We start from the raw sequence: 23,427 nt of genomic DNA, 5'->3' as shown, positions 1-23,427 counted from the left end.
AGGAGAAGAGAGACCACAGAATAATTCCGTGCGCTAATCAAACAGCTGACTCAGATCACTTCATTGGCACATTCCATTGTGAATTAACGACTTAGGGTGAGGTTTTTGCGGGCGAACAAGTCCCGCAAAGGCGCTTGATAGAGCGCTCTTTGCTTTGTGGTTAATCATTTGGTCGAGGGCATGGGTGTTGACGCTAGTTCGTATTTGCGAATGTGCAAATTTTTTGTACGTTGTTTGACTATCGCTTCATAATTGACGTATTTAAATTCTAAATAAGCCTAAACTTCCTACCTTTACATATCCTTATGTTATGACAACGTCATTAATCTGAATTACTTGTGTGCGCAGTTGTCGCCCAACCGTTTATTTCGAGGAAGCTGCATGACCCAACCCGCCCAGAAACTCCGGCTCAGTGCCCTGATCGCCCTGGTGGTGGGCTCGATGATTGGCGGCGGCATCTTTTCATTGCCGCAGAACATGGCCGCCCGTGCCGAAGTGGGCGCCATATTGATCGGCTGGGCGATCACCGCCATCGGCATGCTGACCCTGGCCTTTGTGTTCCAGACGTTGGCGAACCGTAAGCCCGAACTGGACTCCGGGGTGTATGCCTACGCCAAGGCGGGTTTTGGCGACTACATGGGCTTTTCATCCGCCTGGGGTTACTGGATCAGTGCGTGGATGGGCAATGTCGGTTATTTCGTCTTGCTATTCAGCACCCTCGGCTACTTTTTTCCGGCGTTCGGCCAGGGCAATACGCCGCTTGCCATCGGCTGCGCGTCGCTGTTGCTGTGGGCCGTACATTTTCTGGTGATGCGCGGGATCAAAGAGGCAGCGTTCATCAATCAGGTGACGACGGTGGCGAAGATCGTGCCGCTGCTGATGTTTATCGTGATCGCCGCCGTTGCATTCAAGGCGGATATTTTCACCCGCGATATCTGGGGAATGGGTAACCCGCAGATGGGCAGCGTGGTCGAGCAGGTGCGCCACATGATGCTGGTCACGGTGTTTGTATTTATCGGGATCGAAGGCGCCAGTGTGTATTCGGCGCGGGCGCAGAAACGCTCGGACGTGGGGCGCGCCACGGTGATTGGTTTCGTGGGCGTGCTGGCCTTGCTGGTGCTGGTGAATGTGTTGTCCCTGGGCATCATGAGCCAGCCGGAGCTGGCGCAATTGCAGAACCCGTCCCTGGCCGGTGTGTTGGAGCATGTCGTCGGGCCTTGGGGCGCGGTATTGATCAGTATCGGCCTGGCGGTTTCGCTGCTCGGCGCGTTGCTCTCCTGGGCGCTGCTGTGCGCGGAAATCCTCTATGCCACCGCCCAGGACAAGACCATGCCGGCGTTCCTGAAGAAGGAAAACGCCAATCAGGTGCCGGTCAATGCCTTATGGCTGACCAACGTGATGATCCAGGCATTCCTGGTGATCACGCTGTTTTCCGCCAGCACCTACACCACCCTGATCTACCTGGCGTCCTCGATGATCCTGGTGCCTTATTTGTGGTCGGCGGCCTATGCGGTGCTGTTGAGCGCGCGCGGCGAAACCTATGCAGGCTGGCAGCGCCGGCGCATGAAAGATCTGCTGGTGGGGCTGGTTGCCCTCGGCTACGCGATTTGGCTGCTGTATGCGGGGGGCTTGAAGTATTTGCTGCTGTCGGCGTTGCTGTACGCCCCGGGTGTGATCCTGTTTGCCCTGGCCAAGCGCGAGCAGGGCCTACCCTTGTTTACCGCCGTGGAAAAAGGCATTTTCAGCGGCGTGATCGCGGGCGCCGGGTTAGCCGCGTATGGGCTGTATAGCGGGGTATTGTCACTGTGAGATTGGCGTATCAACCGCCCTACGACTGGGCGGCGATGCTGGGGTTCCTATCGGCGCGGGCGATTACCGGGTTGGAAACCGTGGTCGCCGGCGTATATCGGCGCAGTATCAGTGTGGCGGGCCGACATGGCTGGGTCAGCGTCGAACCGGGCGTGGGGGATTGGCTGGAGGTGACGGTCGACTTTCCCGAGCCTGCAGCGATGCCTGAGATCGAGCGGCGCTTGCGCAGGATGTTTGATCTGGATGCGGTGCCTGAGGTGATCAACGCGCAATTGTCGCAAGATCCCCTGATGGCGCAACTGGCTGCGGCCCGCCCTGGCCTGCGGTTGCCAGGCACCTGGGACGGGTTGGAACTGGCGATTCGTGCAGTGCTGGGCCAGCAGATAACCGTGGCGGCGGCGATTCGCCTGGCGAGCAAGCTGGTGGCCCAGTATGGCCTGGCGCTGGCATCCCCGCACGCCGGTATCACCCACCTGTTCCCGACACCAGAAGTGCTGGCGGCGGCAGACCTGGCCACCCTGGGCATGCCCAAGGCGCGGGGTCGTACGTTGTCCGGTGTGGCCCAGGCGCTGTTGGATGATCCTCAGCTTTTCGAACCCAAGGCCAGCCTCCAGGACGGCGTTGCACGGCTGGTTGCGTTGCCGGGGATTGGAGAGTGGACCGCGCAGTACATCGCCATGCGCCAGTTGCGCGAGGTGGATGCATTTGCGTCGGGGGATATCGGGCTGATCAATGCTTTGGCAGCCTTGGAAGGTGGGCCGGTGTCGGCGCGGCAGTTATTGGCGCGGGCCGAGGCGTGGCGGCCGTTGAGGGCGTATGCGGCGCAGCATTTGTGGACGTCGTTGAACCGCGGGGATTGATAGCGACGGTGATGGCCCCATCGCGGGCAAGCCCGGCTCCCACACTGATCCTGTGGGAGCTGGCTTGCCTGCGATAGCGGTGCCCAGGTCACCACTGAGGTCGGTGTGACCCTAACTCCACCGCCGGCAAATCCCACTGCAACGGCGTGCCACTGATGCTCAGCGGCGCCAGTAGCCGGTGGGCCTGGCCCCAGGCTGTCTGCTCCACGACCAGGCCCTGGTCATTGATGTCTTCCTCACGCAATGCCGCTTGCTGTGACACTTGCCCGGCCGCCACCAGCAACTTCGCCGTGCGCGCCAACGACAAGCGCGCCGAACCGCCGCGTCCGGAGTCCAGGCGCTCGGCCAAAGCCCGGATCGCGCTGGCGGCCATCAAATAGCCGGTGGCGTGATCCAGCGCCTGCACCGGTAGCGGCAGCGGTTTATCCGTCTGTTTCCAGGCCATGCCGGCCTCGGCAATCCCGCTGCTCATCTGCACCAGGCTGTCAAAGCCACGCCGATTACGCCATGGGCCGCTCCAGCCGTAGGCGTTGAGGCTGACGTCGATCAGGCCGGGGGCGATGTGCTGACGTTCGCCAAGGGTATAACCCAGTTGCTCCAGGGCATCGGCGCGGTAACCGTGGAACAGAATGTCGGCGTCCTTGAGCAACGCTTCAAACACCTGCCGGTCGTCGTGGCGCTTTAGATCAAGGCGGGCGCAGCGTTTACCCAGGGTCATTTCCGGGACGACGCCAGGTTCGTTCCAGGTGGGCGAGTCGATGCGCAGTACGTCGGCGCCTAAGCCTGCGAGGAAACGACTGGCCACCGGGCCGGCCAGCACCCGGGTCAAATCCAGCACCTTGATGCCGGCCAGTGGGCGAGCGGCTGAGCCTAGCCAGGGTTTGTCGATGCCGGGTTCGAAGACCTGGCGCTGGATCAACGCTTCGGCGTTTACCGCCAAGCCTTGGGGATGCTGCTGCCAGGCTTGCCAGCTACGCATTTGCGCGGCACAACCGCCCGCATCGACAACCGCCTGTTCCAGTTCGGCGGCTTTCCAGGTCGCGACTCTACTCGCCATGGCGGCGCAATCAGCGGCAGGCCCCAATACCCGCTCGGCCGCCGCACGATGATGGGGCGCGTTGGTGTGCAGGCGGATCCAGCCATCGACGCTGGCGTAATCACCCGCTACCGGGTCCCACAAAGGCGGCACTTGCCACCCCACGGGGCGAATCGACGAAGAGAACCACAACGAGGCCAGGCGCCGATCCACGCTGACGCTGGGCAGACGCCCGGTTTGTTGCTCAATCAACTGGGCGATAGCCTGGCCCGCGGCGCCGATGCTGGCGGCCGCCAGGTCAGTCACGGCAAAGGTCGAGGGCAAGGCACCGGCCTGGGTCTGGGGCAGTGGGGCGTGCGGTAACGCGAGTGCGGCTTGGATGGGAGTCAGCAGGTCAGTCATCAAAGGCCCTCCGTAAGAGAAGGGCCACTATAGAAGATCATCCCACTGGTGTGGCAACCCCAGGGATCAAGGGCAGTTCGATGCTGGCGATAAAGCCGCCATCGGGATGGTTGGCCAGGATCAGGTTGCCGCCATGGCGCTCGGCGGCGCGACGGGCGATGGCCAGGCCCAGGCCATGACCTTGGGCGGTCTGGCCCGGCGCCCGATAGAACGGCTCGCCCAATTGGCTCAGGTGCTCGGCTTCAACGCCGGGGCCGTGGTCGCGTACGCTGATCAGAATGCGCCCGCCTTGATGCTGGGCCTGCAATTCAATCGGTTCGCCCACCGGGTTGAAGCGCTGGGCATTGCGCAGCAGGTTGTCCACGGCGCGTTCGATCATGGTCGGCCAGCCTTTAAGCTGCAAATCATTGGCAGTCGTCAGTTGCACCACTTGCTCGGGGGCACTGAGTTGGGCGTCCTTTTGCAGGGTTTTAAGCAACGGGGTGAGGTCGATGTCTTCGGCGCTGGCGTTGTCGGCGTCAACCCGTGCCAACACCAGGATCTCGCTGATCAAGGCTTCCAGGCGATCGCATTCGCGGGTCAGGCGCGGCCAGAGTTTTTCCCGCTCTTCGGGGCTGGCGCGTTCGGCCAGGGCCAGGGCGATACGCAAGCGCGCCAACGGCGAGCGCAGTTCGTGGGAGACGTCGCGCAGCAACTGGCGCTGGCTGCCGATCAGGCTTTGCAGGCGCGCGCCCATGCGGTTGAAGTCGTTAGCCAAGACACCGAATTCGTCGCGCCGGTTGGCCAGTTGCGCCAGGCTGTTTTGTTGATAGGTGGTTTGCCCCAGATCATGCACCGCGCCGCGCAAACGACTGAGCGGGCGAGTAATGGACAACGTCACCAGAAGGCTGAACAGGGTCAGCACCACCAGGGTAATCGCCAGGGCACTGAGCGGCCACAGCAGGCTGCTGCGGTGCCAGGCCTCCAGCTCCGGGTGGGGGATGCGGTAGATCAGCAGGTAGGTGTCGCCGGTTTTGTCGCTGGTGTACTCGGCGGTCAGGCGTCGCCACGGCAGGTGGCCGTCCTGGCTGTCGTTCTGCCGGGCTTCGAAGGCGGCGGCGCGGCGCGGGAAGGTGCCCCGCACCACCGGCTCGCCACTCTCGTTCAGCACTTGCACATCAATGTGGTACTGGCGTTTGCGCTGTTGCAGCAAGTCCTGGGCGGCGTCTTCGCCCTGGGCTTCATAGAGTTGCGTCCACTCTTGGGCCAGGTTGTTGAGGCCAGGGTGGCGGCTCAGAATCCAGGCGTCCTGGTTGAGCATATGCCCAAGCAAAATCGACAACCCGCCTACCAGGGCGATGGCCAGCCAGAAACTCGCCAGGATACGCCAGAACAATGAACGCACAGGAAACCCTCAAACAGGAAAAGCCCAGCGGCGCGAACCACTGGGCTGGGGTGAAGCTAGGCCATTATTGCGCTTTTTGCGCTTGCTGGGCTTTCCAGGCCTGGAACTCTTTCCATTCGGCGCGGCGCTCGGCTTGCTTCTTGACGATCTCGTCGTACTTCTTCTGTTGGTCGGGCTTGAGCACGGCGCGGATATCGGCCTGGGTTTTCTGCTTGCCGGCGGCGATTTCGTCCTGCATCGCCTTCTGGTCAGCGGCCGGCAGTTTGTCCAGGTACTTTTGGGTCAGGTCTTTGCGAGCGTGCCATTGCTCACCCATCAGCTTGCGGATCTGCTCACGCTGTTCCTTGCTCAAGTCCAACTGGCTGAACGGGCCACCTTTACCACGCGGACCGTGTTCACCGTGGCCTGGGCCACCCATCATGTGGCCTTCGTGGCCGCCCATCGGGCCCGGGCCTTCAGGCATGGCCATGGCGACGGTAGGCAGTGCAGCGGCGAGCATCAAAGCGATAAGGGTCTTGCGCATGGTGATTCTCCTGTCTCTATTCCGGTGAGTCCGGATGTGAGTAGGTTACGCAGCGCAAGGTCAGCGGCGGTCAGGGGAGGGTAAAGCTTCGGTAAAGACAGGTTTGACAGGAGCTGACAAAACCCTTGAAGGTGATGAAATCAATGGTGGGAGCTGGCTTGCCTGCGATAGCGGTGGGCCAGTTAGCATAACGGTGGACTGACACACCGCTATCGCAGGCAAGCCAGCTCCCACAGGGTTAAGCGGGATGTTTAGAGGCTGTAGTAGTAGCCACGACTACGCAGCGCCACGATGCGTGGCCGGCCATCCGGGTGTGGGCCGATCTTCTTGCGCAGGTTGCTGACGTGCATGTCCAGGCTGCGATCGTAGAGGGTCAACTTGCGGCCCAGGGCGATCTGCGCCAGTTCCTGTTTGTCCAGGGGCTCGCCGGGTTGACGCAGCAAGGCTTCAAGCAGGCGGCTTTCGGAGACGGTCAGGGTGAATTCCTGCTCATCAATGCTGACCACCCCGCGCACCGGGCTGAAGCACAAGTCGCCCAGTTCCAGCTGGGTCGATACCGCGGCCGGGTGGCTGCGGCGTAACACGGCGCGCAGGCGCGCCGTCAGTTCGCGCGGATCGCAAGGTTTGGCCAGGTAGTCGTCGGCGCCCAGTTCCAGGCCGAGGATGCGGTCCAGAGGCTCGCCCCGCGCCGAGAGCATCAGCACCGGCAACTCCGGGTGGTCGTTGCGCAGTTGCTTGAGCAACTCCAGGCCGCTGCCGTCGGGCAGCATCACATCGAGCACCACCGCCGCCGGGGCGGCTTCGGCCAAGGCTTTGCGGGCGCTCAGGCCGTCGTGGCAGGCGCGCACCTGGAAGCCTTCCTGGCTCAACCAACTGGTCAGCAGCTCACAGAGCTCCTGGTCATCATCTATCAGTAACAGCTCGCTCATGACTCACTCGATTTAGCCATTGTCGACGGCGACGACCCCACCGGTGACGCCGTGAGCCATTAGGAGTGCGCCGAAACGATTAGGTTCGACGCAGCCGGGTTCAAGGCAGGACTTGCTTGAACGGCTTGATCACCACATCGGCATAAACGCCAGCTGCAACGTAAGGGTCTGCCTTGGCCCAGGCCTCGGCGTCGGCCAGGGAGGCAAACTCGGCCACGATCAGGCTGCCGGTGAAGCCGGCGTCGCCCGGGTCATTGCTGTCGACCGCCGGGTGCGGGCCGGCCAGTACGATGCGGCCTTCAGCTTGCAGCTGTTTAAGGCGCTCGACGTGGGCCGGGCGTACGCTCAAGCGTTTTTCCAGCGAGTTGGCAATATCGGTGGCAATGATGGCGTAGAGCATGTCAGTCCTCGGTTTTCGGCGTGGTAGACGCGGTGTCATGCAGGTGGCGCGACAGGTAGATGCCCTGGCCGATCAGGAACAATACGGTCATGCCCAGGCTGCCGAACACTTTGAAGTCGACCCAGTAGTCCTGGAACGTGAAGGCCACGAACAGGTTGGCGGCACCGCAGAACAGGAAAAACACGATCCAGGCCACGTTCAGGCGCACCCACACCGGCTCCGGCAAGGTCAGCGCATGGCCCATGATTCGCTTGATCAGCAGGCGGTCACCAATGAAGTGGCTGCCGATGAACACCAGGGCGAACAGCCAGTTCACCACCGGGGCTTTCCATTTAAGGAAGGTTTCGCTGTGGAAGGCCAGGGTCAGGCCACCGAATACCAGGCAGGCGATAAGGGTCAGCCATTGGCTTTTTTCCAACTTGCGCTGGGAGATGAAGATGGCGCCGTACACTACGATGGAGCTGATGATCAGTACGGCAGTGGCACTGTAGATGCCTCCGAACGATAGCTCGTGGCCGGCGACTTCGATGACCCTGGGGTCGAGTTTGGTAACGATGAAAAACAGCAACAGCGGGATGAAGTCGATGAATTGTTTCACAGTAAGAGCCAGAAGCTGGATGTGACGGCATAATAACAAACATCCTTGGTTGCGATAGCGCCAGCTGACTTGAGGTTACACACTCCCGTGAATGTTGATTTGCACTGCCACAGCACGGCCTCCGACGGCGCCCTGGCGCCCGCGGTATTGGTTGCGCGTGCGTTTGAAAAAGGCGTGCGAGTTTTGGCATTGACCGACCACGACACCCTCGAAGGCCTCGATGAAGCCCGCCAGGCCGCGCATTCCCTGGGCATGCAGCTGGTCAACGGCGTGGAATTGTCCTGCACCTGGGGCGGCGCCACCATCCATGTGCTGGGCTACGGTTTTGATCAAAAGGCCCCGCCCTTGGTGGCGGCGATTGCCCAATTGCACGATGGCCGCTGGCTGCGGTCCGAAGAAATAAGCCGCAAACTGAGCCTTAAAGGTATGCCTGGCGCCCTCGACGGCGCCCGCGCCATCCAGCAAGAGCTGGGCGACAGCGGCAACGCACCGGCCCGTCCGCATTTTGCCGACTGGATGGTGCGCGAAGGCTATGTCAAGGATCGCGCCGAGGCCTTTCGCAAATGGCTGGGCGCCGGCAAGTTGGGCGATGTGAAGCTGCATTGGCCGACCCTGGAAGACACCGTCCAGACCCTGCGGGCCTCCGGGGCCTGGGTCAGCTTGGCGCATCCCTGGCATTACGATTTCACCCGCAGCAAGCGCCGCAAGCTGATCAGCGACTATATTGGTGCGGGTGGCCACGCCATCGAGGTGGTCAACGGGCATCAACCGGCAGAACAGGTCGGCAGCCTGGCGATCCTTGCCCGCGAATTTGGTCTGCTGGTCAGTGCCGGCAGTGATTTTCATGGCCCAGGCGGCTGGTCCGAGATTGGCGAGTATCGTCAGGTCCCGGAAGATCTGCCGCTGTTGTGGGGGCGATTCAAGCATGACCCCATTATTGCCACCGTCTGAACAGGTAGAGCACGTGAGTCAATTCTTCCAGATTCATCCGGAAAACCCTCAGGCGCGCCTGATCAAGCAGGCCGTAGAGATCATCCGCGCCGGTGGCGTGGTGATCTACCCGACTGATTCGTCCTACGCCATTGGCTGCCAGATCGGCGACAAGGGCGCGGTCGAGCGGGTAAGACGCTTGCGTCAGCTGGACGACAAGCACAACTTTGCGCTGATCTGCAGCGACTTGTCCCAGCTCGGCCTGTTCGCCAAGGTCGACACCGGTACCTTCCGCCTGCTCAAGGCCCACACGCCGGGGCCTTACACGTTCATTCTCAACGCCACTCGCGAAGTGCCGCGCCTGTTATTGCACCCGAAAAAACGCACCATCGGCCTGCGCGTGCCGGAACACCCGATTGCCCTGGCGCTGCTGGCCGAGTTGGGCGAACCGCTGATGAGCGTGTCGTTGATCCTGCCCGGCGAAACCGAGCCGTTGTACGACCCTTACGAAATGCGCCGTTTGCTGGAAAAGCACGTCGACCTGATCATCGACGGCGGCTACGGCGGCAACAAGGCCTCCACGGTGATCAACCTGGCCGATGGCGAACCAGAAGTGGTGCGTGTGGGTTGTGGCGACCCGGCTCCGTTCATGGTCGAGGCCTGAATGTCAGCCGTGGAAGCCGCTGATCCCCAGGCTGGCGCCCAGCAAGAACTGCCGTTTGCCATGGTGTATGGCCAGGCGGTCATGGAAATGCCCCTGGACCTGTACATCCCGCCGGACGCCCTGGAGGTGTTCCTTGAAGCCTTCGAAGGCCCCCTGGACTTGCTGCTGTACCTGATCCGCAAGCAGAACATCAATATCCTCGATATTCCGGTGGCAGAAATCACCCGCCAGTACATGGGCTATGTCGAGCTGATGCAGTCGGTGCGCCTGGAATTGGCCGCCGAGTACCTGGTGATGGCCGCCATGCTCGCCGAGATCAAGTCGCGCATGCTGTTGCCGCGCTCGGAGACGGTAGAAGCCGAAGAGGATGACCCGCGCGCCGAGCTGATCCGCCGCCTGCAGGAGTACGAACGCTTCAAGGCCGCCGCCGAAGGCATCGACGGTCTGAGCCGTGTGGGCCGTGATGTGGTGGTGCCCAAGCTCGACGCTCCCGAGGCGCGCGCGCGCAAGTTGCTGCCGGACGTGAGTCTGGAAGAATTGCTGATGTCCATGGCCGAAGTACTGCGCCGTGGCGATATGTTCGAGAGCCACCAGGTCAGCCGTGAAGCGCTGTCCACCCGCGAGCGCATGAGCGATGTGCTGGAACGTCTCAAGGGCGGTGGTTTTGTGCCCTTTGTCGAGTTGTTCACCGCCGAGGAAGGGCGCCTGGGCGTGGTGGTGACCTTTATGGCGATCCTTGAGCTGGTCAAGGAATCCTTGGTCGAGCTGGTGCAGAATGAGCCTTTTGCGGCTATCCACGTGCGGGCGCGAGCCGAATAACGAGCTGAATCGATGAATCTGACTGAACCCCGCGAACTGGCCCCTTTGCTGGAGGCCTTTCTCCTGGCCTCGGGCAAACCGCAATCTTTGGAGCGCCTGTTCGAACTCTTTGAAGAAGCCGAACGCCCGGAGCCGCCGGTGTTCAAGAAAGCCTTGGAGATCCTGCGCAAGTCCTGTGAGGGCCGTGCCTTTGAGTTGCGCGAAGTGGCGTCGGGTTATCGCCTGCAGATCCGTGAGAAGTTTTCACCGTGGGTCGGGCGTTTGTGGGAAGAGCGCCCGCAGCGCTACTCGAGGGCGATGCTGGAGACCATGGCGCTGATCGCCTATCGCCAGCCCATCACTCGGGGCGAGATCGAAGACGTGCGTGGTGTGGCGGTCAACAGCCATATCGTCAAGACCCTGCTGGAGCGCGAGTGGATTCGCATCGTTGGCTACCGTGACGTGCCCGGCAAACCGGCGATGTTCGCCACCACCAAGGTGTTCCTCGATCATTTCAACCTGAAGAACCTCGACGACCTGCCGCCGCTGGCCGAACTGCGCGAAATGGAGGCCGAGCCAGTGCTCGATTTCGACGACGCGCCGGTGCCGCAAAGCCTGCAGGAACTGGCCGATGCCAGCGCCGAGCCGGAGGAGCCCAAGGACGAAACCAGTTTCCATACGTTGTTGCTGGAGCTGGACGACATGGAGCAGGGGATCAAGACCGACTTCGACGATTTGCTGCGTGATGGTGCGGCGGAGCCAGAAACCCAGGTGAACGTTGAATCCGAGCCTGAGGTCGAAGCCCAAGACGATGTGCTTGGCGTGGCCCAGGCCCGGGAAAAGCTCCTGGCCGCCGTCGCCGCCCTCGAACAGCCGCCCCTGAGTGACGAAGAAGACGAAGCCCGGGCGCTGGCCGAGGCCATCGAAAACGAACGCCGCCAACTCGAAGACTGACCCGTTCTGACTCTCACCGTGCAACCCATGTGGGAGCTGGCTTGCCTGCGATGCAGACGCCTCGGTCTCTCAGATGCAAGGAGGTGATGCCATCGCAGGCAAGCCAGCTCCCACAGAGGATCGACCATGAGTGCCCTGAAAGACCCGTGCATCAGCATCTGCAAATTCAGCGACGACATCTGCGTCGGCTGTGGCCGCAGCAAGCGTGAAATCCGTGCCTGGAAGAAACTCGATAAAGCCGACAAGCGCACGGTATTGGCCGAAGCCCAGCTGCGTTTGCTGGCTCTGGGCGCCACCGGTCGGCGGAAAAGCAAATGACTTGGGCGTTATCGGCTAGTCTGTGATGCGCAACACGCGCCATGCGCGTATGATTCGCGACCCCTTGCCGACCTATTCGGCCTAGGCCCCGCTTTCAATACCCCTCAGGCCACGCCTGAATCGACCCACCGGGAGGTGCTTACGATGAATGACCAAGACCAGAAAGACCAGGAAATCGGCCCAGCAGGCGAAAAGCTGCAAAAAGTGCTGGCGCGTATCGGCGTGGGCTCTCGCCGCGACGTCGAAGCCTGGATCACCCAGAAGCGCATCAAGGTCAACGGCGTCGAGGCTACCCTCGGCCAGCGCGTCGACCTGCACGATGCAATCACCATTGATGGCAAGGTCATCAAGCGTGAAGAGGCCGCCGAATCGGTGCGCCGCGTGATCATGTACAACAAGCCCGACGGCGAGATCTGCACCCGTGACGACCCGGAAGGCCGTCCGACCGTGTTCGACAAGATGCCCAAGCCTAAAGAAGGCCGCTGGATCAACATCGGCCGCCTGGACATCAACACCACCGGCTTGCTGATGTTCACCACTGACGGTGAGTTGGCCAACCGCCTGATGCACCCGTCCTACGAGATGGACCGTGAATACGCCGTGCGTGTACGTGGTGAAGTCGATGACGAGATGATCGAACGCCTCAAGGCGGGCGTGGTGCTTGAAGACGGCCCGGCCAAGTTCACCGACATCAAGCAGGCGCCGGGTGGCGAAGGTTTCAACCACTGGTACCACTGCGTGGTGATGGAAGGCCGTAACCGTGAAGTGCGTCGCCTGTGGGAGTCCCAGGGCCTGGTGGTCAGCCGCCTCAAGCGCGTGCGTTTCGGTCCGGTGTTCCTGAACTCCGACCTGCCGATGGGCCGCTGGCGCGAAATGAGCCAGTACGAGGTCGATATCCTCAGCGCCGAAGTGGGCCTGACGCCGGTTGCCATGCCGCAGATGAACGCCAAGAGCAAAGACAAGCTTGAGCGTATGCAGCGCAAATCGTCGCGCCCAGTGCCACGTACCGAACGTGTTGCCCGCACCCTGCGCCCTGCGCTGGATGCACCGGCCACCGGCGGTCGTATCTCGCGTCAGCCGCACATTGAAGGTGAACGCCGCCCCACCACGCCATCGCGTCAGGAAGGCGAGCGTGCGCCACGTACGCCGCGTCCTGCTCCGGCGGGTGGTCGTAGCAACCGTGGTGAAGCGGATCGCCCGGCCGACAACGCCAGCACCAAGCGTCCAGCCAAGCCAGCGGCGAACAAGCGCCCTGGCCCGAAACTGGTCGCGGACGAGCCTTCGGGCAAGCGCCGTGGCGCACCGGCCGGTTCCGGCCAGCGTCCTGGTTTTGGTCGCAAGAAGCCGCAGTGATACGTTAAGCGCCGCATAAAAACGCCAACCCTAGGGTTGGCGTTTTTTTTTTGCGATCTACATTTGAAATGCAATCAACTGTGGGAGCCGGGCTTGCCCGCGATAGCGGTGGGTCAGTGAGTAAAAAGGTGACTGACACACCGCTATCGCAGGCAAGCCAGCTCCCACCGGGATCTCTACACGTCTATGATTTTTTAAAAGGCAAAGGCGCCATCAAACACCGGCTTGTCATCCAGCGCCAGCACCCCACTGGCAAAGATCAGGTCCAGGTGATGACTGCCTTTCTGCCCGCCACCCAAGCCCAAGTGCAACCCGCAGTGACGCTCTTCAAACCCGGCATTGCGCGCATACAGGTCCTTGACCCCTTCATTGGTGCCAATCCCCAACTCCTCCACACGACGGTTGGACGGGTTGGCATTCAGGTACTTGTTGAAGTCATCTGCCAGCCCTGGCACTTCGCTGGCCACGCTGCAAACGGTGGAGTTCTCGATCCATAGCTCCAGCGGCAATTGCAGCACGCCGTATTTGCGTGCAAAGGGGATGGTACTGAGGAAGGTGCCGACAAACCGCACCTGGCCGTTGATGGCTTCGCTGTGGGTGGCGATTTCGCCGGGCGCCAGGTCGTGGTTGCCGACGCCGTTGATATTGGTCCACTTCTTGATGCTGCTCATCGGCGCTTCCAGGCGCGAACCGTGTTTGTCGGTAAAGCTCAGCACGTTGGCCTGGGCCATGCGCCGGATCAGTGTGGCGTTGAGGTCGGCGATGCGTTGGGGCTCGACGCTGAAGGTGTCGTAGAAATAGTCGCCGTAATCCTTGAACAGCAGGGATTTTTTCCAGTGCTCGGCCATCACGCCTTGCAGGGCACGGATAAAGTCCGGGCCTTCGGCGCGTGGGTTGGGCAGCGTGGAGGAATCATAGAGAAACAGGTACAGGTCGCAGCTTTGAATGGCCTGGGACAGGGTGTCGCTGGGCGCCAGGTCCAGGCGTTGCAGTTGAAAGTTGAAGCGGGCGGCGCTGCCGTGGGTAATCGCCTGGGCGATGGCGTCATAGCGCTCGGTGTGGCCCAGCAACACGGTGGGGCGGTTCAGGCCGTTGAGGGCGGGGTGGTGTGCCAGGTAGTAGAGAAAATGTTCGACGGCGCGGGCCTTGTCCATGACGGGTGTCCTTCTGTGCCTTGGGTAAGGGGGCAGGCGCCGTGCACAGCGCCTGCCGGATGCCTGCCGGGTATTAGAAAGGCCACATCGCGGTGCCAAAAGGCACAACGGCATCGGCTTGCATCATTTCAACGGCGGCCTCATGGGTCGGCGCTTCAAACCAATCGTCGAGTTGCAGTTCGGTTTCCAGGTCGTTTTCCAGTGCTTGCATGGTGTATCTCCTAGAGGACGTTGATTGAGAACGGCTCACCCACGGGCTTCGCGGGCAAGTGCAAAGAACCTAGAAGAGAGTGTTTCGAAATGCAAAAAATTTATTGACACGGTTTCATTTGGATTTTTTCTTCTGTTTTTCGGCAGATTTTTTTATTCAGGCAAAACAGTGAATTGGCTGAAGCGATTCTTCAGGCATTGCTTACCGACAGAATTCCGTTGAGGGTTGCCAAAGTCTGGCTGTAACGCGGATTTTCCGGGGTGTAACGATAGATTTACGCAACTGCCCTGGCTTTGTTGGGGGGCGCGCCGATGTAAGCATTAGCTGACAGAATCGCCCGTGCACTTTCCCGGTGCGTGCCGAAGCTGTCGAGCGGTGTACAATGCGCCGCGTTTTACTGTGACCCCCCCTTGCGTACCCACGCAAAAGGCCAAGACCTCAGGGTTTGATCCCCCTGATCACTCCGCCTGGCCACGAGCCGGACGGGTTCGATTTCGTCACAGATAAAAACAAACAGGTGACGCATGACCATTAGAAAGACGCTGTACTCCTGGTGCCTGCGCTGGGGTTTGAGCGGCGCTGCTTGAGTCGGTAATTCAAGGCAGCAACCTGCATTCAACTCTTCAAACCTTGCGTGAGACCCTTTTCATGAGTGGACCCCATTCTTCTTCAGGCGAGCTGAAACGCGGCCTGAAAAACCGGCATATCCAGTTGATCGCCCTCGGTGGCGCCATCGGCACCGGCCTGTTCCTGGGCTCGGCCGGGGTGCTCAAATCCGCCGGCCCTTCGATGATCCTGGGCTATGCCATCTGCGGCTTTATCGCCTTCATGATCATGCGCCAGCTTGGCGAAATGATTGTCGAGGAGCCGGTCGCCGGCTCCTTCAGCCACTTTGCCCACAAGTACTGGGGCGGTTTCGCCGGCTTCCTCTCGGGCTGGAACTGCTGGATTCTGTACATTCTGGTGGGTATGTCGGAGTTGACGGCCGTCGGCAAGTACGTGCACTACTGGTGGCCGGAGATCCCGACCTGGGTCTCTGCTGCGGCGTTTTTCGTGCTGATCAACGCGATTAACCTGGCCAACGTCAAAGTCTTCGGTGAAGCCGAGTTCTGGTTCGCCATCATCAAGGTGGTGGCGATCGTCGGCATGATTGCCCTGGGCAGCTACCTGCTGGTCAGCGGCAGCGGCGGCCCGCAAGCCTCGGTCAGCAACCTGTGGGAGCATGGTGGTTTCTTCCCCCATGGCGTCGGCGGTTTGGTGATGGCCATGGCGATCATCATGTTCTCCTTCGGCGGCTTGGAAATGCTCGGTTTTACCGCCGCTGAAGCCGATCAACCACGCACCGTGATCCCCAAGGCGATCAATCAGGTGATCTACCGCATCCTGATTTTCTACATCGGTGCCCTGGTGGTGCTGCTGTCGCTCACCCCGTGGGACAGCCTGCTGGCGACCCTCAACGCCTCCGGCGATGCCTACAGCGGCAGCCCGTTCGTGCAGGTGTTCTCGATGCTGGGCAGTAACACCGCCGCGCATATCCTCAACTTTGTGGTGCTGACGGCCGCGCTGTCGGTGTACAACAGCGGCACCTACTGCAACAGTCGCATGCTCTTGGGCATGGCCGAGCAGGGCGACGCGCCCAAGGCCCTGGCAAAAATCGACAAGCGCGGCGTGCCGGTGCGTTCGATCCTGGCCTCGGCGGCGATCACTCTGGTGGCGGTGCTGATGAACTACCTGATGCCCCATGACGCGCTGGAACTGCTGATGTCGCTGGTGGTGGCCACGTTGGTGATCAACTGGGCGATGATCAGCTTCTCCCACTTCAAGTTCCGCCAGCACATGAACCGCATTGGCCAGGTGCCGCTGTTCAAGGCGTTGTGGTACCCGTATGGCAACATCATCTGCGTGGCCTTTGTGGTGTTTATTCTGGGCACCATGCTGATGATTCCGGGCATTGACCGCTCGGTGTACGCGATCCCGGTGTGGGTGGCGTTCATGGGTGTTTGTTACTGGGTCAAGAACAAGCGGGCGCAGCAGTCCATGGATATGGCGGTCCCCGCGGTGAAGTAAGCGTCAATGTTGTTAAGCAGACCCGGCCTTGTGCCGGGTTTGTTGTTTGAGGGGATGGCCAAGGTGCATTCGCGTATCCTAGGGCTTCTTCCGGAGGACCGTGTTACATGCTGGTGATTTCCAACAACGTACAGCTGCCCGATGCCGAGATTGAGCTGACCGCCATTCGCGCCCAGGGTGCCGGTGGGCAGAACGTCAATAAAGTGTCGAGTGCGGTGCACCTGCGGTTTGATATTCCGGCGTCTTCGTTGCCGGAGTTCTACAAGGAACGCTTGCTGGCACTGCGTGACAGCCGGATCACCAGCGAAGGCGTGCTGGTGCTCAAGGCCCAGCAATATCGCACCCAGGAGCAGAACCGCGCCGATGCGCTGGAGCGCCTGGTGGAGTTGATCCAGAGCGCCACCAAGGTCGAGAAAAAACGCCGTCCGACCAAGCCTACCCTGGGCTCGAAGAAACGCCGCCTGGAGTCCAAGACCAAGCGCGGCAGCATCAAGGCCGGGCGCGGCAAGGTCGACTTCTAGGCGTCGCGTGTTTCGCGGGCCTTGGGCGCCTGGCGGTACAGGTAGACGCTCAGCAGCAAACCGGCGAAAGCGGCGAGGGCGGCGAACAGGAAGATCGAGGCAAAGCCAAACCCGGCCGCCACGGCGCCCGCCAGCGGCCCGGTGATGCCCAGGGACAAGTCGATAAACAGCGAATAGGCGCCCACCGCCGAGCCACGGCTGGAGGCCGGCACCAGGTTGACGGCCTCCACTCCCAACGCCGGGAACACCAGGGAAAAACCGAAACCGCTCAACGCCGCACCCGCCAACGCCAGTTGGGCATCCGGCGCCAGCCACAGCAACAGCAGGCCCAGTACTTCCACCGACAGGCAGGCGATTGCGACGCGAAAACCACCAATGCGGTTGATCAAATTGCCAAACAGCAAGCGCGCGCCGATAAAACTGGCACCGAACAGGCTCAAGGCCCACACCGCGTTATCCCAGTGCTGGGTGCTGTAATACAACGTGATAAAGGTGGCGATGGTGCCAAAGCCGATAGAGCCCAATGCCAGCGCGCAACCATGGGGGAGCACGCGGCCCAGTACATTCATGAACGGCAAACGGATGCCGGGCACAATCGGCGCGGCTTGTTTTTTCCAGGCCAACACCACACCCAGTACGGCCAACAGAATGATGCTGACGCCCATGCTCCACAGCCCCAACTGGCTGACCAGCAGCACCCCCAACGGCGCGCCGACCGCCAGCGCGCCGTAGCTGGCGATGCCGTTCCAGGAAATAACCTTGGCCGTGTTCGCGGCGCCGACACGGCCAATGCCCCAGCCAATCGCCCCCGAACCCACCAGGCTTTCAGCGCTGCCCAGCACTAGCCGACCGACCAGCAGGCAGCCGAGGCTCAGAGCCGGCAGGCTGGAAAACCACGCCGCAAACAACATGAACACGCCACTCAAGCCGCAGCCCACCAGGCCGATCACCACGGCGCGCTTGCTGCCCAGGTTGTCGATGATCTTGCCGGCATAGGGGCGGCTCAGCAGGGTTGCCAGGTATTGCACGCTGATCACCAGCCCGGCAATGACGGCGCCATAGCCCAGCTGGCTATGGACATAGCCCGGCAATACGGCCAGGGGGATGCCGATATTCAAATAGCCGATGAAGGTAAACAGCACGATGGAAACAACTTGCAGCGTGACCGCCATGGGGCGCTGGGTATCTGGCATGGGAGAGATCCACTGTCGCAGCAGGTAAAGATAGGCTGCTAATGATACCGGCGCGCAGGCCGGGCAGGGCGGCAAAAATGTAAAACGTCAGCTCTAAAGCCGATCAAGCTTGGGTGGGGGCCAGCAATTGAGTGGTCACCAGGGCAGCCAAAGCGTTTTCCTGGGTGCCAAAGCGCTTGAGCAGTGCTGCTTGCTTGTCGGCACTGAGGCGGTTCCAGACTTCGACCATCTGCAAGGCAGCGTCGAGTACAGCGGCGTCCGGCGTGTCGGAAGGGGAGGTGGTCATAGTGAAGGTCTCGGATGATTCAGGCAGTGTGGAAAGCGCTCAAAGGCGCGCTTTCCACACGGTCTGGTACGGCGTCAGTCCCGGCTTTCGCGCTCGACTGGTTTTGCTTCTTTGGCCTCAGGCTGCTTGTCGCTGGCCTGCTGCGGTGTTGGCTGCTCAGTTGGGTGCAGGCTTGGGAAGGGGAGATTAGGTATCTCGTGCATCGTGGTCGCTCCTCGCAAGGTCTGTTTTTTCAATCGCAGGTGATTCCGCGCTCTCAAAAAGCCTTGGCAGGATACAGCACCGTAAATGACAAAAAGACTTTTATCTCGACGTATGCACAATTTTTAATGGTTCAGACGCAAGTGACATGAGGTCACACCTCTAGAACGGCACCTTGCCCAGAATCATGTCGCGGTACATCACAAAATCTCCCAGCAAGCTGTAGAACGGGTGTTGAAAGGTGGCGGGACGGTTCTTTTCGAAGAAGAAGTGACCAATCCAGGCAAAGCTGTAGCCCGCGAGCGGCAAGGCCAGCAGCAGGACCCATGAACCTCTGCCGATGGCGTACGCAAGAATGCCGATCACCAGGGTGGTGCCGATAAAGTGCAGGCGTCGGCAGGTACTGTTGCCATGCTCGGCCAAGTAGTACGGGTAGAACTCGGCAAAACTGTTGTATTTCTTGATGTTTTCCACGGTCACCGGCCCTCTGGTTGTTGTGCCGCCAACGGGTGTGCGGCGGGGAGCTTATTTGAGTCTAGAGTGATCAGTGGTAACAGCCAGTGACAATAGATGCCACTTTAGTATCCTTGGCTTCCTGGCTGCCGTTTGAGCCTGCTTTCAACAAGAAGACGCCATGAGCGAACGAACAACTTCTGCAAGCTGGGCGATGGGCATCGTCAAGGCGCTGGAAATGGATGGCCTGGATTGCCGTGCCTTGTTCAAGCAACTGGGCCTGGATTATGCGGCCCTCAGTGATCCCGATGCGCGCTTCCCGCAAGACGCCATGACCCGCCTGTGGCAACGCGCGGTAGAGGTGTCGGGTAACCCGGCGATTGGCCTGAACATGGGCAAGGTGGTGCGCCCGGCCTCGTTTCACGTTGCCGGTTATGCGTTGATGTCCAGCAACACCCTGGCCGAAGGCTTTATGCGATTGGTGCGCTACCAGCGCATCATCGCCGAAAGCGCTGATTTGAGTTTTCGACTGTTACCCGAAGGCTATGCGTTGATTCTGACGGTGCATGGCGATCACCTGCCGCCCACCCGTCAAAGCGCCGAAGCCTCGCTGGCCAGCGCCCTGGCCCTGTGTGGCTGGCTCACCGGGCGCACCCTGCAGCCCCGCAAAGTGCTGCTGCAAGGCGAGCAGCCAGCGGACCTGGCGCCCTACCAACGCGCCTTCCATGCGCCTTTGCAATTCAATGCACCCTATGACGCGCTGATTTTCGAGCAGGCTGACATGGAGGCGCCGCTGCCCACGGCCAACGAAGCCATGGCGCTGTTGCATGATCGCTTTGCCGGTGAATACCTGGCGCGTTTTTCCGAAAGCCGCGTGACCCATAAGGCGCGTCAGGTGCTGTGCCGCCTGTTGCCTCAGGGCGAGCCCAAGCGCGAAGCGGTGGCCCAGACGCTGCACCTGTCCCAGCGCACCTTGCAGCGGCGTTTGCAGGAGGAGGGCACCAGTTTCCAGGCCTTGCTTGATGACACCCGGCGCGAACTGGCCGAGCAGTACCTGGCACAACCCAATATGACCTTGCTGGAAATCGCCTACCTGCTGGGGTTTGCCGACCCGAGCAACTTTTTCCGCGCGTTTCGCCGCTGGTTCGATGCCACGCCCGGCGAATACCGGGCGCGCTTGCAGCAAATGTCGTCGGTCAGTGACGCCAGAACGCCGGAATGCACAACACAAACACGGTGATGATCTCCAGGCGCCCCAGCAACATGCCCAGGGACAGGATCCACTTGGCGGCATCCGGCAGGGTGGCGAAGTTGCCGGCCGGGCCGATGGTTTCGCCCAGGCCGGGGCCGACGCCGGAAACGGTACTGGCGGCGCCGGTCAATGCGGTCATCCAGTCCACGCCCAGCAGTGACAGCGCCAGGGCGATCATGCAGATGGTGATGGCGAAGAAAAACGAAAAAGTCAGAATCGAGCGCACGATCTCCTCATCGAGGCGATGGCCGTTGTACTTCTGCTTGATCACCGCGCGGGGATGGATCAACTGATTCAAGTTGGCTTTGAGCAGGATGTAGGCCACCTGGAAACGGAAGATCTTGATACCGCCTGCGGTGGAGCCTGAGCAGCCGCCGATAAAGCCCAGGTAGAAGAACAGCATCAGTGAGAAGTTGCCCCACAGGCTGTAGTCCCCCAGTGCAAAGCCGGTGGTGGTCACCACAGACGTCACGTTCAGCGCCACATGGCGCAAGGCATCGAGCCAATGCAGGTTGGTGGTCCACCAGTACCAGGTGCCGAGTACCAGCCAGGTCACCAGCAACAGGCCGAGCAAGCCTTGCACTTGCTGGTCCTTGATCAGCGCCCGACGGTTGCCGCGCAAGGTGGCCACGTACAGGGCGAACGGCAAGCTGCCAAGGATCATTACCACCACCGCGACCCAGTGCACCGCCGGTTGTTTCCAATGGGCCAGGGACTCGTCCGAGGTGGAAAACCCACCGGTGGAGATCGCCGACATTGCATGGTTGATCGCATCGAACACGCCCATCCCGGCCCACCAGAAGGCCAGGCTGCCGAAGATGGTGATGCCCACATAGGCGGCCACGATCAAGCGCGCCACCATGTGTGAGCGAGGCATGACCTTTTCAGAGCGGTCCGAGGATTCGGTCTGGAACAGACGCATGCCACCAATGCGCAGCAGCGGGAGGATCGCCACCGCCATGCCGATAAAGCCGATACCGCCAAGCCAGTGCAGCAACGAACGCCACATCAAAATGCCCGGCGACATGCTGTCCAGGCCGCTCAACACGGTGGAACCGGTGGCGGTGATGCCGGACATGCTTTCAAAGAACGAGTCGGTGTAGCTGATGTGCTGGGTCAGCAAAAAGGGCAGGGCGGCGAAGATGCACACCACCACCCAACTGCTGACCGTCAGCAGGTACATGTCCCTGGGGCGCAGGTGCACGTGCTCGGGGCGGCCAGGAATGACCAACGCCAACCCGGCGATAAAGGTGATCAGGCTGGCCCACAGGAACGAGGGCAGGTCGCTGGTGCGTTCGAAGATCACCAGGGTCGCCATCGGGATTACCATGGCGACCGCAAGGGTGATCAGGAAGATGCCGATGATGAAACCGATGATGCGCAGGGTCGGCAACGCCATGAAGTTCGCTCGGGTGATTGGGCAGAGGCGCCATTCTACCCGCGGTGCAGGTCTTGTAAACCGAGGGCTGCGGGTTGATGGAGAACCCCTGTGGGAGCTGGCCTGCCAGCCGGCGTATATTCACCTGACGCCTCGCAATCCAATGTGGGAGCTGGCTTGCCTGCGATGGCGGTGTGTCAGTTACAGATTAGTCGACTGAACCACCGCCATCGCAGGCAAGCCAGCGCCTACAGGGATAGACGCGGCAGTTATTGCGCGCATGAAAAAGGCGACCCGCAGGTCGCCTCTTCAATTGCGCTTGATCAGAACTCGTGATCAGCGCTGTCCGGGTTCAGGTCACTGATACCCAGCTTGCCAGCAGCGGCTTCGATCGAACCGGTCTGCTTGACCAGGGCGGCAATCGAGTCACGCACGATCTGGTTGCCCTTTTCATTGTCAGCGGCGATCAACTGGTCGTAGTGCTCGCCGTTGTTGGCGTGGTCAACCATCACCTGGATCTTCGCTTCGGTGGCTGCCAGGTCAGCCTTGAGGGCTGCGTCGGCTGCCGGGTCGACCTTGGCCACCAGAGACGACAGGCTGGCGCCGGTCAGCTTGGTGCCGTCAACACGGGTGTATTCGCCCAGGTAGACGTTACGGATGCCCTTGGCGTCGTAGAAATGCGAGTAATGGGTGTTGTCGCTGAAGCAGTCCTGCTCGTCTTCCGGCGAGTTGGCTTCCAGGGACACTTTCATGCGCTCCCCGGCGAGTTCGCCCAGGGACAGGCTGCCCATGCCGAACAGCATTTTACGCAAACCGTCGGTGCCCGGTTCCGACTCCAGGGTGGCGCGGTAGTTGTCTTCGACGTTGGGCTTCCAGTTGTCGACCATTTCCTGCAGGTCGCTGACCAGCAGTTGGGTGACAGCACGCAGGTAAGTGCGGCGACGCTCGTTGTGACCGCCGGTTGCACCGTCACCGGTCATGTAGTCCGACGCCGGGCGGTTGCCCGCGCCTGGGCCGGTGCCGTTAAGGTCCTGGCCCCACAGCAGGAATTCGATGGCGTGGTAGCCGGTGGCGACGTTCGCTTCGGAACCGCCCAGCTCATTGAGGCTGGCGAGTTTTTCCGGGGTGATCTCCTTGACGTCGACCTTGTCTTCGCCCACCTGAATCTCGTTGTTGGCGATGATATTGGCGTTGGCACCTGGGTTGCCCAGCGCGTGCTCGTAGGACTTGTCGACGTAGTCGATCAGGCCTTCGTCCAGGGGCCAGGCGTTCACTTGGCCTTCCCAGTCGTCGATGATGGTGTTGCCGAAGCGGAATACTTCGCTCTGCAGGTAGGGTACGCGTGCGGCGATCCAGGCGGTACGGGCCGCTTTCAGGGTTTCGTCGTTCGGGTTGGCGAGGAAAGTATCGATTGCGGTCTGCAGGGTTTTTGCGGTGGATTCGGCATCGCTGTACACCGCAAACACCATGTCTGCGTAGTGCGCGACCACGGCCTTGGCGGCTGCTTCGTCGACCTGGCCTGCCGGGGCAGCCGCCGGTGCGGTAGTGCTGGCGGCAGCGGGTGCCTGGGGCGCGGCGGCCTTGTCTTTACCTTCGCCGCAACCGGCGAGAGAAATGGCAATGGCCAGCAGACTGGCGGTGGCCAGGGGCATACGAATCATGGCGAACATCCTGCTTCGGTTGTTGAAAGGGCGCGCGGGGAGCGCAAACGCTGCGACATAATGCGAAAGATTTGCATTTTGTGTAAAGGCTT

25 protein-coding genes are annotated in these 23,427 nt (G+C 61.1%); 12 read left to right on the top strand and 13 right to left on the bottom strand.

Translation table 11 applies throughout. The features are described from left to right. Positions 1-381: 381 nt before the first annotated feature. Both arcD and MHH62_RS18290 read left to right on the top strand, forming a co-directional pair. On the top strand, positions 382-1,809 hold the full coding sequence (gene arcD / locus MHH62_RS18295) for an arginine-ornithine antiporter (protein WP_014719692.1): 1,428 nt from the start codon (positions 382-384) through the stop codon (positions 1,807-1,809). Beyond that, positions 1,806-2,669 (top strand): AlkA N-terminal domain-containing protein, encoded by an 864-nt coding sequence (locus tag MHH62_RS18290; RefSeq protein ID WP_339231580.1) that lies wholly within the window; start codon positions 1,806-1,808, stop codon positions 2,667-2,669. The genes arcD and MHH62_RS18290 overlap by 4 nt, the downstream gene beginning before the upstream one ends. A gap of 88 nt (positions 2,670-2,757) precedes the next feature. Here MHH62_RS18290 and MHH62_RS18285 read toward each other — a convergent pair whose 3' ends face one another. The 6 genes from MHH62_RS18285 to MHH62_RS18260 form a co-directional block, all read right to left on the bottom strand. Next, positions 2,758-4,107 (bottom strand): CoA transferase, encoded by a 1,350-nt coding sequence (locus tag MHH62_RS18285; protein ID WP_032902760.1) that lies wholly within the window; start codon positions 4,105-4,107, stop codon positions 2,758-2,760. A 37-nt stretch (positions 4,108-4,144) separates the two neighbouring features. Continuing rightward, complete coding sequence (locus MHH62_RS18280) at positions 4,145-5,491, bottom strand: HAMP domain-containing sensor histidine kinase (protein ID WP_014719689.1); 1,347 nt, start codon at positions 5,489-5,491, stop codon at positions 4,145-4,147. Positions 5,492-5,555: 64 nt separating this feature from the next. Then, a complete protein-coding gene (locus MHH62_RS18275) occupies positions 5,556-6,014 on the bottom strand; it encodes an LTXXQ domain protein (protein WP_014719688.1) in 459 nt (152 codons plus the stop codon). A gap of 251 nt (positions 6,015-6,265) precedes the next feature. Further along, entirely contained in the window at positions 6,266-6,943 is a 678-nt protein-coding gene (locus MHH62_RS18270; protein WP_057013691.1) for a response regulator transcription factor, read from the bottom strand. Between the two features lie 100 nt (positions 6,944-7,043). Then, positions 7,044-7,343: a YciI family protein gene (locus MHH62_RS18265; RefSeq protein WP_014719686.1), complete on the bottom strand. Its 300-nt coding sequence runs from the start codon at positions 7,341-7,343 to the stop codon at positions 7,044-7,046. A gap of 1 nt (position 7,344) precedes the next feature. Beyond that, positions 7,345-7,941 (bottom strand): septation protein A, encoded by a 597-nt coding sequence (locus MHH62_RS18260; RefSeq protein WP_339231577.1) that lies wholly within the window; start codon positions 7,939-7,941, stop codon positions 7,345-7,347. Positions 7,942-8,028: 87 nt separating this feature from the next. Here MHH62_RS18260 and MHH62_RS18255 point away from each other — a divergent pair, with 87 nt between their 5' ends. The 6 genes from MHH62_RS18255 (at position 8,029) to rluB (ending at position 12,958) form a co-directional block, all read left to right on the top strand. Further along, positions 8,029-8,892 carry a PHP domain-containing protein gene (locus MHH62_RS18255; RefSeq protein ID WP_003193798.1) on the top strand — a complete coding sequence of 288 codons (864 nt, stop codon included), beginning with the start codon at positions 8,029-8,031 and terminating at the stop codon, positions 8,890-8,892. A gap of 13 nt (positions 8,893-8,905) precedes the next feature. Beyond that, positions 8,906-9,535, top strand: a complete 630-nt coding sequence (locus tag MHH62_RS18250; protein WP_003193796.1) for an L-threonylcarbamoyladenylate synthase — start codon at positions 8,906-8,908, stop codon at positions 9,533-9,535. A gap of 120 nt (positions 9,536-9,655) precedes the next feature. Continuing rightward, entirely contained in the window at positions 9,656-10,354 is a 699-nt protein-coding gene (locus MHH62_RS18245) for a ScpA family protein (protein ID WP_164365898.1), read from the top strand. 12 nt (positions 10,355-10,366) lie between these two features. Beyond that, positions 10,367-11,287 carry an SMC-Scp complex subunit ScpB gene (gene scpB / locus MHH62_RS18240; RefSeq protein WP_014719683.1) on the top strand — a complete coding sequence of 307 codons (921 nt, stop codon included), beginning with the start codon at positions 10,367-10,369 and terminating at the stop codon, positions 11,285-11,287. 126 nt (positions 11,288-11,413) lie between these two features. Further along, the gene (locus MHH62_RS18235) at positions 11,414-11,605 is read left to right on the top strand and encodes a DUF1289 domain-containing protein (RefSeq protein ID WP_014719682.1); all 192 of its coding nucleotides are present in this window, start codon (positions 11,414-11,416) and stop codon (positions 11,603-11,605) included. 144 nt (positions 11,606-11,749) lie between these two features. Then, complete coding sequence (rluB, locus tag MHH62_RS18230) at positions 11,750-12,958, top strand: 23S rRNA pseudouridine(2605) synthase RluB (protein WP_014719681.1); 1,209 nt, start codon at positions 11,750-11,752, stop codon at positions 12,956-12,958. A 194-nt stretch (positions 12,959-13,152) separates the two neighbouring features. Here rluB and MHH62_RS18225 read toward each other — a convergent pair whose 3' ends face one another. Together MHH62_RS18225 and MHH62_RS18220 are read right to left on the bottom strand one after the other, a co-directional pair. Next, positions 13,153-14,112, bottom strand: a complete 960-nt coding sequence (locus MHH62_RS18225; RefSeq protein ID WP_014719680.1) for a hypothetical protein — start codon at positions 14,110-14,112, stop codon at positions 13,153-13,155. Positions 14,113-14,185: 73 nt separating this feature from the next. Beyond that, complete coding sequence (locus MHH62_RS18220) at positions 14,186-14,323, bottom strand: hypothetical protein (protein WP_003175756.1); 138 nt, start codon at positions 14,321-14,323, stop codon at positions 14,186-14,188. A gap of 648 nt (positions 14,324-14,971) precedes the next feature. On the opposite strand from MHH62_RS18220, the gene MHH62_RS18215 reads away from it, so the two are divergent. Further along, positions 14,972-16,390 carry an amino acid permease gene (locus MHH62_RS18215; RefSeq protein ID WP_014719679.1) on the top strand — a complete coding sequence of 473 codons (1,419 nt, stop codon included), beginning with the start codon at positions 14,972-14,974 and terminating at the stop codon, positions 16,388-16,390. A gap of 107 nt (positions 16,391-16,497) precedes the next feature. Beyond that, positions 16,498-16,911: an alternative ribosome rescue aminoacyl-tRNA hydrolase ArfB gene (arfB, locus tag MHH62_RS18210; protein ID WP_003193787.1), complete on the top strand. Its 414-nt coding sequence runs from the start codon at positions 16,498-16,500 to the stop codon at positions 16,909-16,911. On the opposite strand, the gene MHH62_RS18205 is transcribed toward arfB, so the two are convergent. After that, on the bottom strand, positions 16,908-18,104 hold the full coding sequence (locus MHH62_RS18205; protein ID WP_014719678.1) for an MFS transporter: 1,197 nt from the start codon (positions 18,102-18,104) through the stop codon (positions 16,908-16,910). The genes arfB and MHH62_RS18205 overlap by 4 nt on opposite strands. A 103-nt stretch (positions 18,105-18,207) precedes the next feature. Continuing rightward, on the bottom strand, positions 18,208-18,390 hold the full coding sequence (locus tag MHH62_RS18200) for a hypothetical protein (RefSeq protein WP_014719677.1): 183 nt from the start codon (positions 18,388-18,390) through the stop codon (positions 18,208-18,210). A 14-nt stretch (positions 18,391-18,404) separates the two neighbouring features. Here MHH62_RS18200 and MHH62_RS18195 point away from each other — a divergent pair, with 14 nt between their 5' ends. Further along, entirely contained in the window at positions 18,405-18,743 is a 339-nt protein-coding gene (locus MHH62_RS18195) for a hypothetical protein (protein ID WP_019819373.1), read from the top strand. Positions 18,744-18,753: 10 nt separating this feature from the next. Here the strand turns inward: MHH62_RS18195 and MHH62_RS18190 are convergent, their stop codons facing one another. Beyond that, the gene (locus MHH62_RS18190) at positions 18,754-19,065 is read right to left on the bottom strand and encodes a DUF962 domain-containing protein (RefSeq protein WP_014719676.1); all 312 of its coding nucleotides are present in this window, start codon (positions 19,063-19,065) and stop codon (positions 18,754-18,756) included. A 160-nt stretch (positions 19,066-19,225) separates the two neighbouring features. On the opposite strand from MHH62_RS18190, the gene MHH62_RS18185 reads away from it, so the two are divergent. Continuing rightward, on the top strand, positions 19,226-20,284 hold the full coding sequence (locus MHH62_RS18185; RefSeq protein ID WP_014719675.1) for an AraC family transcriptional regulator: 1,059 nt from the start codon (positions 19,226-19,228) through the stop codon (positions 20,282-20,284). Here MHH62_RS18185 and MHH62_RS18180 read toward each other — a convergent pair. Both MHH62_RS18180 and MHH62_RS18175 read right to left on the bottom strand, forming a co-directional pair. Beyond that, positions 20,241-21,695, bottom strand: coding sequence for a TrkH family potassium uptake protein (locus tag MHH62_RS18180; protein WP_003193780.1), 1,455 nt, complete (start codon positions 21,693-21,695; stop codon positions 20,241-20,243). The two genes, MHH62_RS18185 and MHH62_RS18180, sit on opposite strands and share 44 nt — an antisense overlap. Before the next feature lie 302 nt (positions 21,696-21,997). Further along, entirely contained in the window at positions 21,998-23,335 is a 1,338-nt protein-coding gene (locus MHH62_RS18175; protein ID WP_014719674.1) for an imelysin family protein, read from the bottom strand. Between the last annotated feature and the right edge of the window lie 92 nt (positions 23,336-23,427).

The sequence above is a fragment of the Pseudomonas sp. FSL L8-0168 genome (genome assembly GCF_037976155.1).
In the GTDB taxonomy this organism is placed as follows: Bacteria; Pseudomonadota; Gammaproteobacteria; order Pseudomonadales; family Pseudomonadaceae; genus Aquipseudomonas; species Aquipseudomonas paracarnis.
The sequence above is the reverse complement of the archived record's forward strand: the minus strand, read 5'-3'. Positions and strand labels throughout refer to the sequence as shown.

Excerpts from the sequence above, each read along its gene's own strand:
- arcD (WP_014719692.1), top strand. The coding sequence starts at position 382 with ATGACCCAACCCGCCCAGAAACTCCGGCTCAGTGCCCTGATCGCCCTG.
- MHH62_RS18285 (WP_032902760.1), bottom strand. The coding sequence starts at position 4,107 with ATGACTGACCTGCTGACTCCCATCCAAGCCGCACTCGCGTTACCGCAC.
- MHH62_RS18275 (WP_014719688.1), bottom strand. The coding sequence starts at position 6,014 with ATGCGCAAGACCCTTATCGCTTTGATGCTCGCCGCTGCACTGCCTACC.
- MHH62_RS18270 (WP_057013691.1), bottom strand. The coding sequence starts at position 6,943 with ATGAGCGAGCTGTTACTGATAGATGATGACCAGGAGCTCTGTGAGCTG.
- MHH62_RS18265 (WP_014719686.1), bottom strand. The coding sequence starts at position 7,343 with ATGCTCTACGCCATCATTGCCACCGATATTGCCAACTCGCTGGAAAAA.
- scpB (WP_014719683.1), top strand. The coding sequence starts at position 10,367 with ATGAATCTGACTGAACCCCGCGAACTGGCCCCTTTGCTGGAGGCCTTT.
- MHH62_RS18235 (WP_014719682.1), top strand. The coding sequence starts at position 11,414 with ATGAGTGCCCTGAAAGACCCGTGCATCAGCATCTGCAAATTCAGCGAC.
- rluB (WP_014719681.1), top strand. The coding sequence starts at position 11,750 with ATGAATGACCAAGACCAGAAAGACCAGGAAATCGGCCCAGCAGGCGAA.
- MHH62_RS18225 (WP_014719680.1), bottom strand. The coding sequence starts at position 14,112 with ATGGACAAGGCCCGCGCCGTCGAACATTTTCTCTACTACCTGGCACAC.
- MHH62_RS18220 (WP_003175756.1), bottom strand. The coding sequence starts at position 14,323 with ATGCAAGCACTGGAAAACGACCTGGAAACCGAACTGCAACTCGACGAT.
- MHH62_RS18215 (WP_014719679.1), top strand. The coding sequence starts at position 14,972 with ATGAGTGGACCCCATTCTTCTTCAGGCGAGCTGAAACGCGGCCTGAAA.
- arfB (WP_003193787.1), top strand. The coding sequence starts at position 16,498 with ATGCTGGTGATTTCCAACAACGTACAGCTGCCCGATGCCGAGATTGAG.
- MHH62_RS18205 (WP_014719678.1), bottom strand. The coding sequence starts at position 18,104 with ATGCCAGATACCCAGCGCCCCATGGCGGTCACGCTGCAAGTTGTTTCC.
- MHH62_RS18200 (WP_014719677.1), bottom strand. The coding sequence starts at position 18,390 with ATGACCACCTCCCCTTCCGACACGCCGGACGCCGCTGTACTCGACGCT.
- MHH62_RS18195 (WP_019819373.1), top strand. The coding sequence starts at position 18,405 with ATGATTCAGGCAGTGTGGAAAGCGCTCAAAGGCGCGCTTTCCACACGG.
- MHH62_RS18185 (WP_014719675.1), top strand. The coding sequence starts at position 19,226 with ATGAGCGAACGAACAACTTCTGCAAGCTGGGCGATGGGCATCGTCAAG.
- MHH62_RS18180 (WP_003193780.1), bottom strand. The coding sequence starts at position 21,695 with ATGGCGTTGCCGACCCTGCGCATCATCGGTTTCATCATCGGCATCTTC.
- MHH62_RS18175 (WP_014719674.1), bottom strand. The coding sequence starts at position 23,335 with ATGATTCGTATGCCCCTGGCCACCGCCAGTCTGCTGGCCATTGCCATT.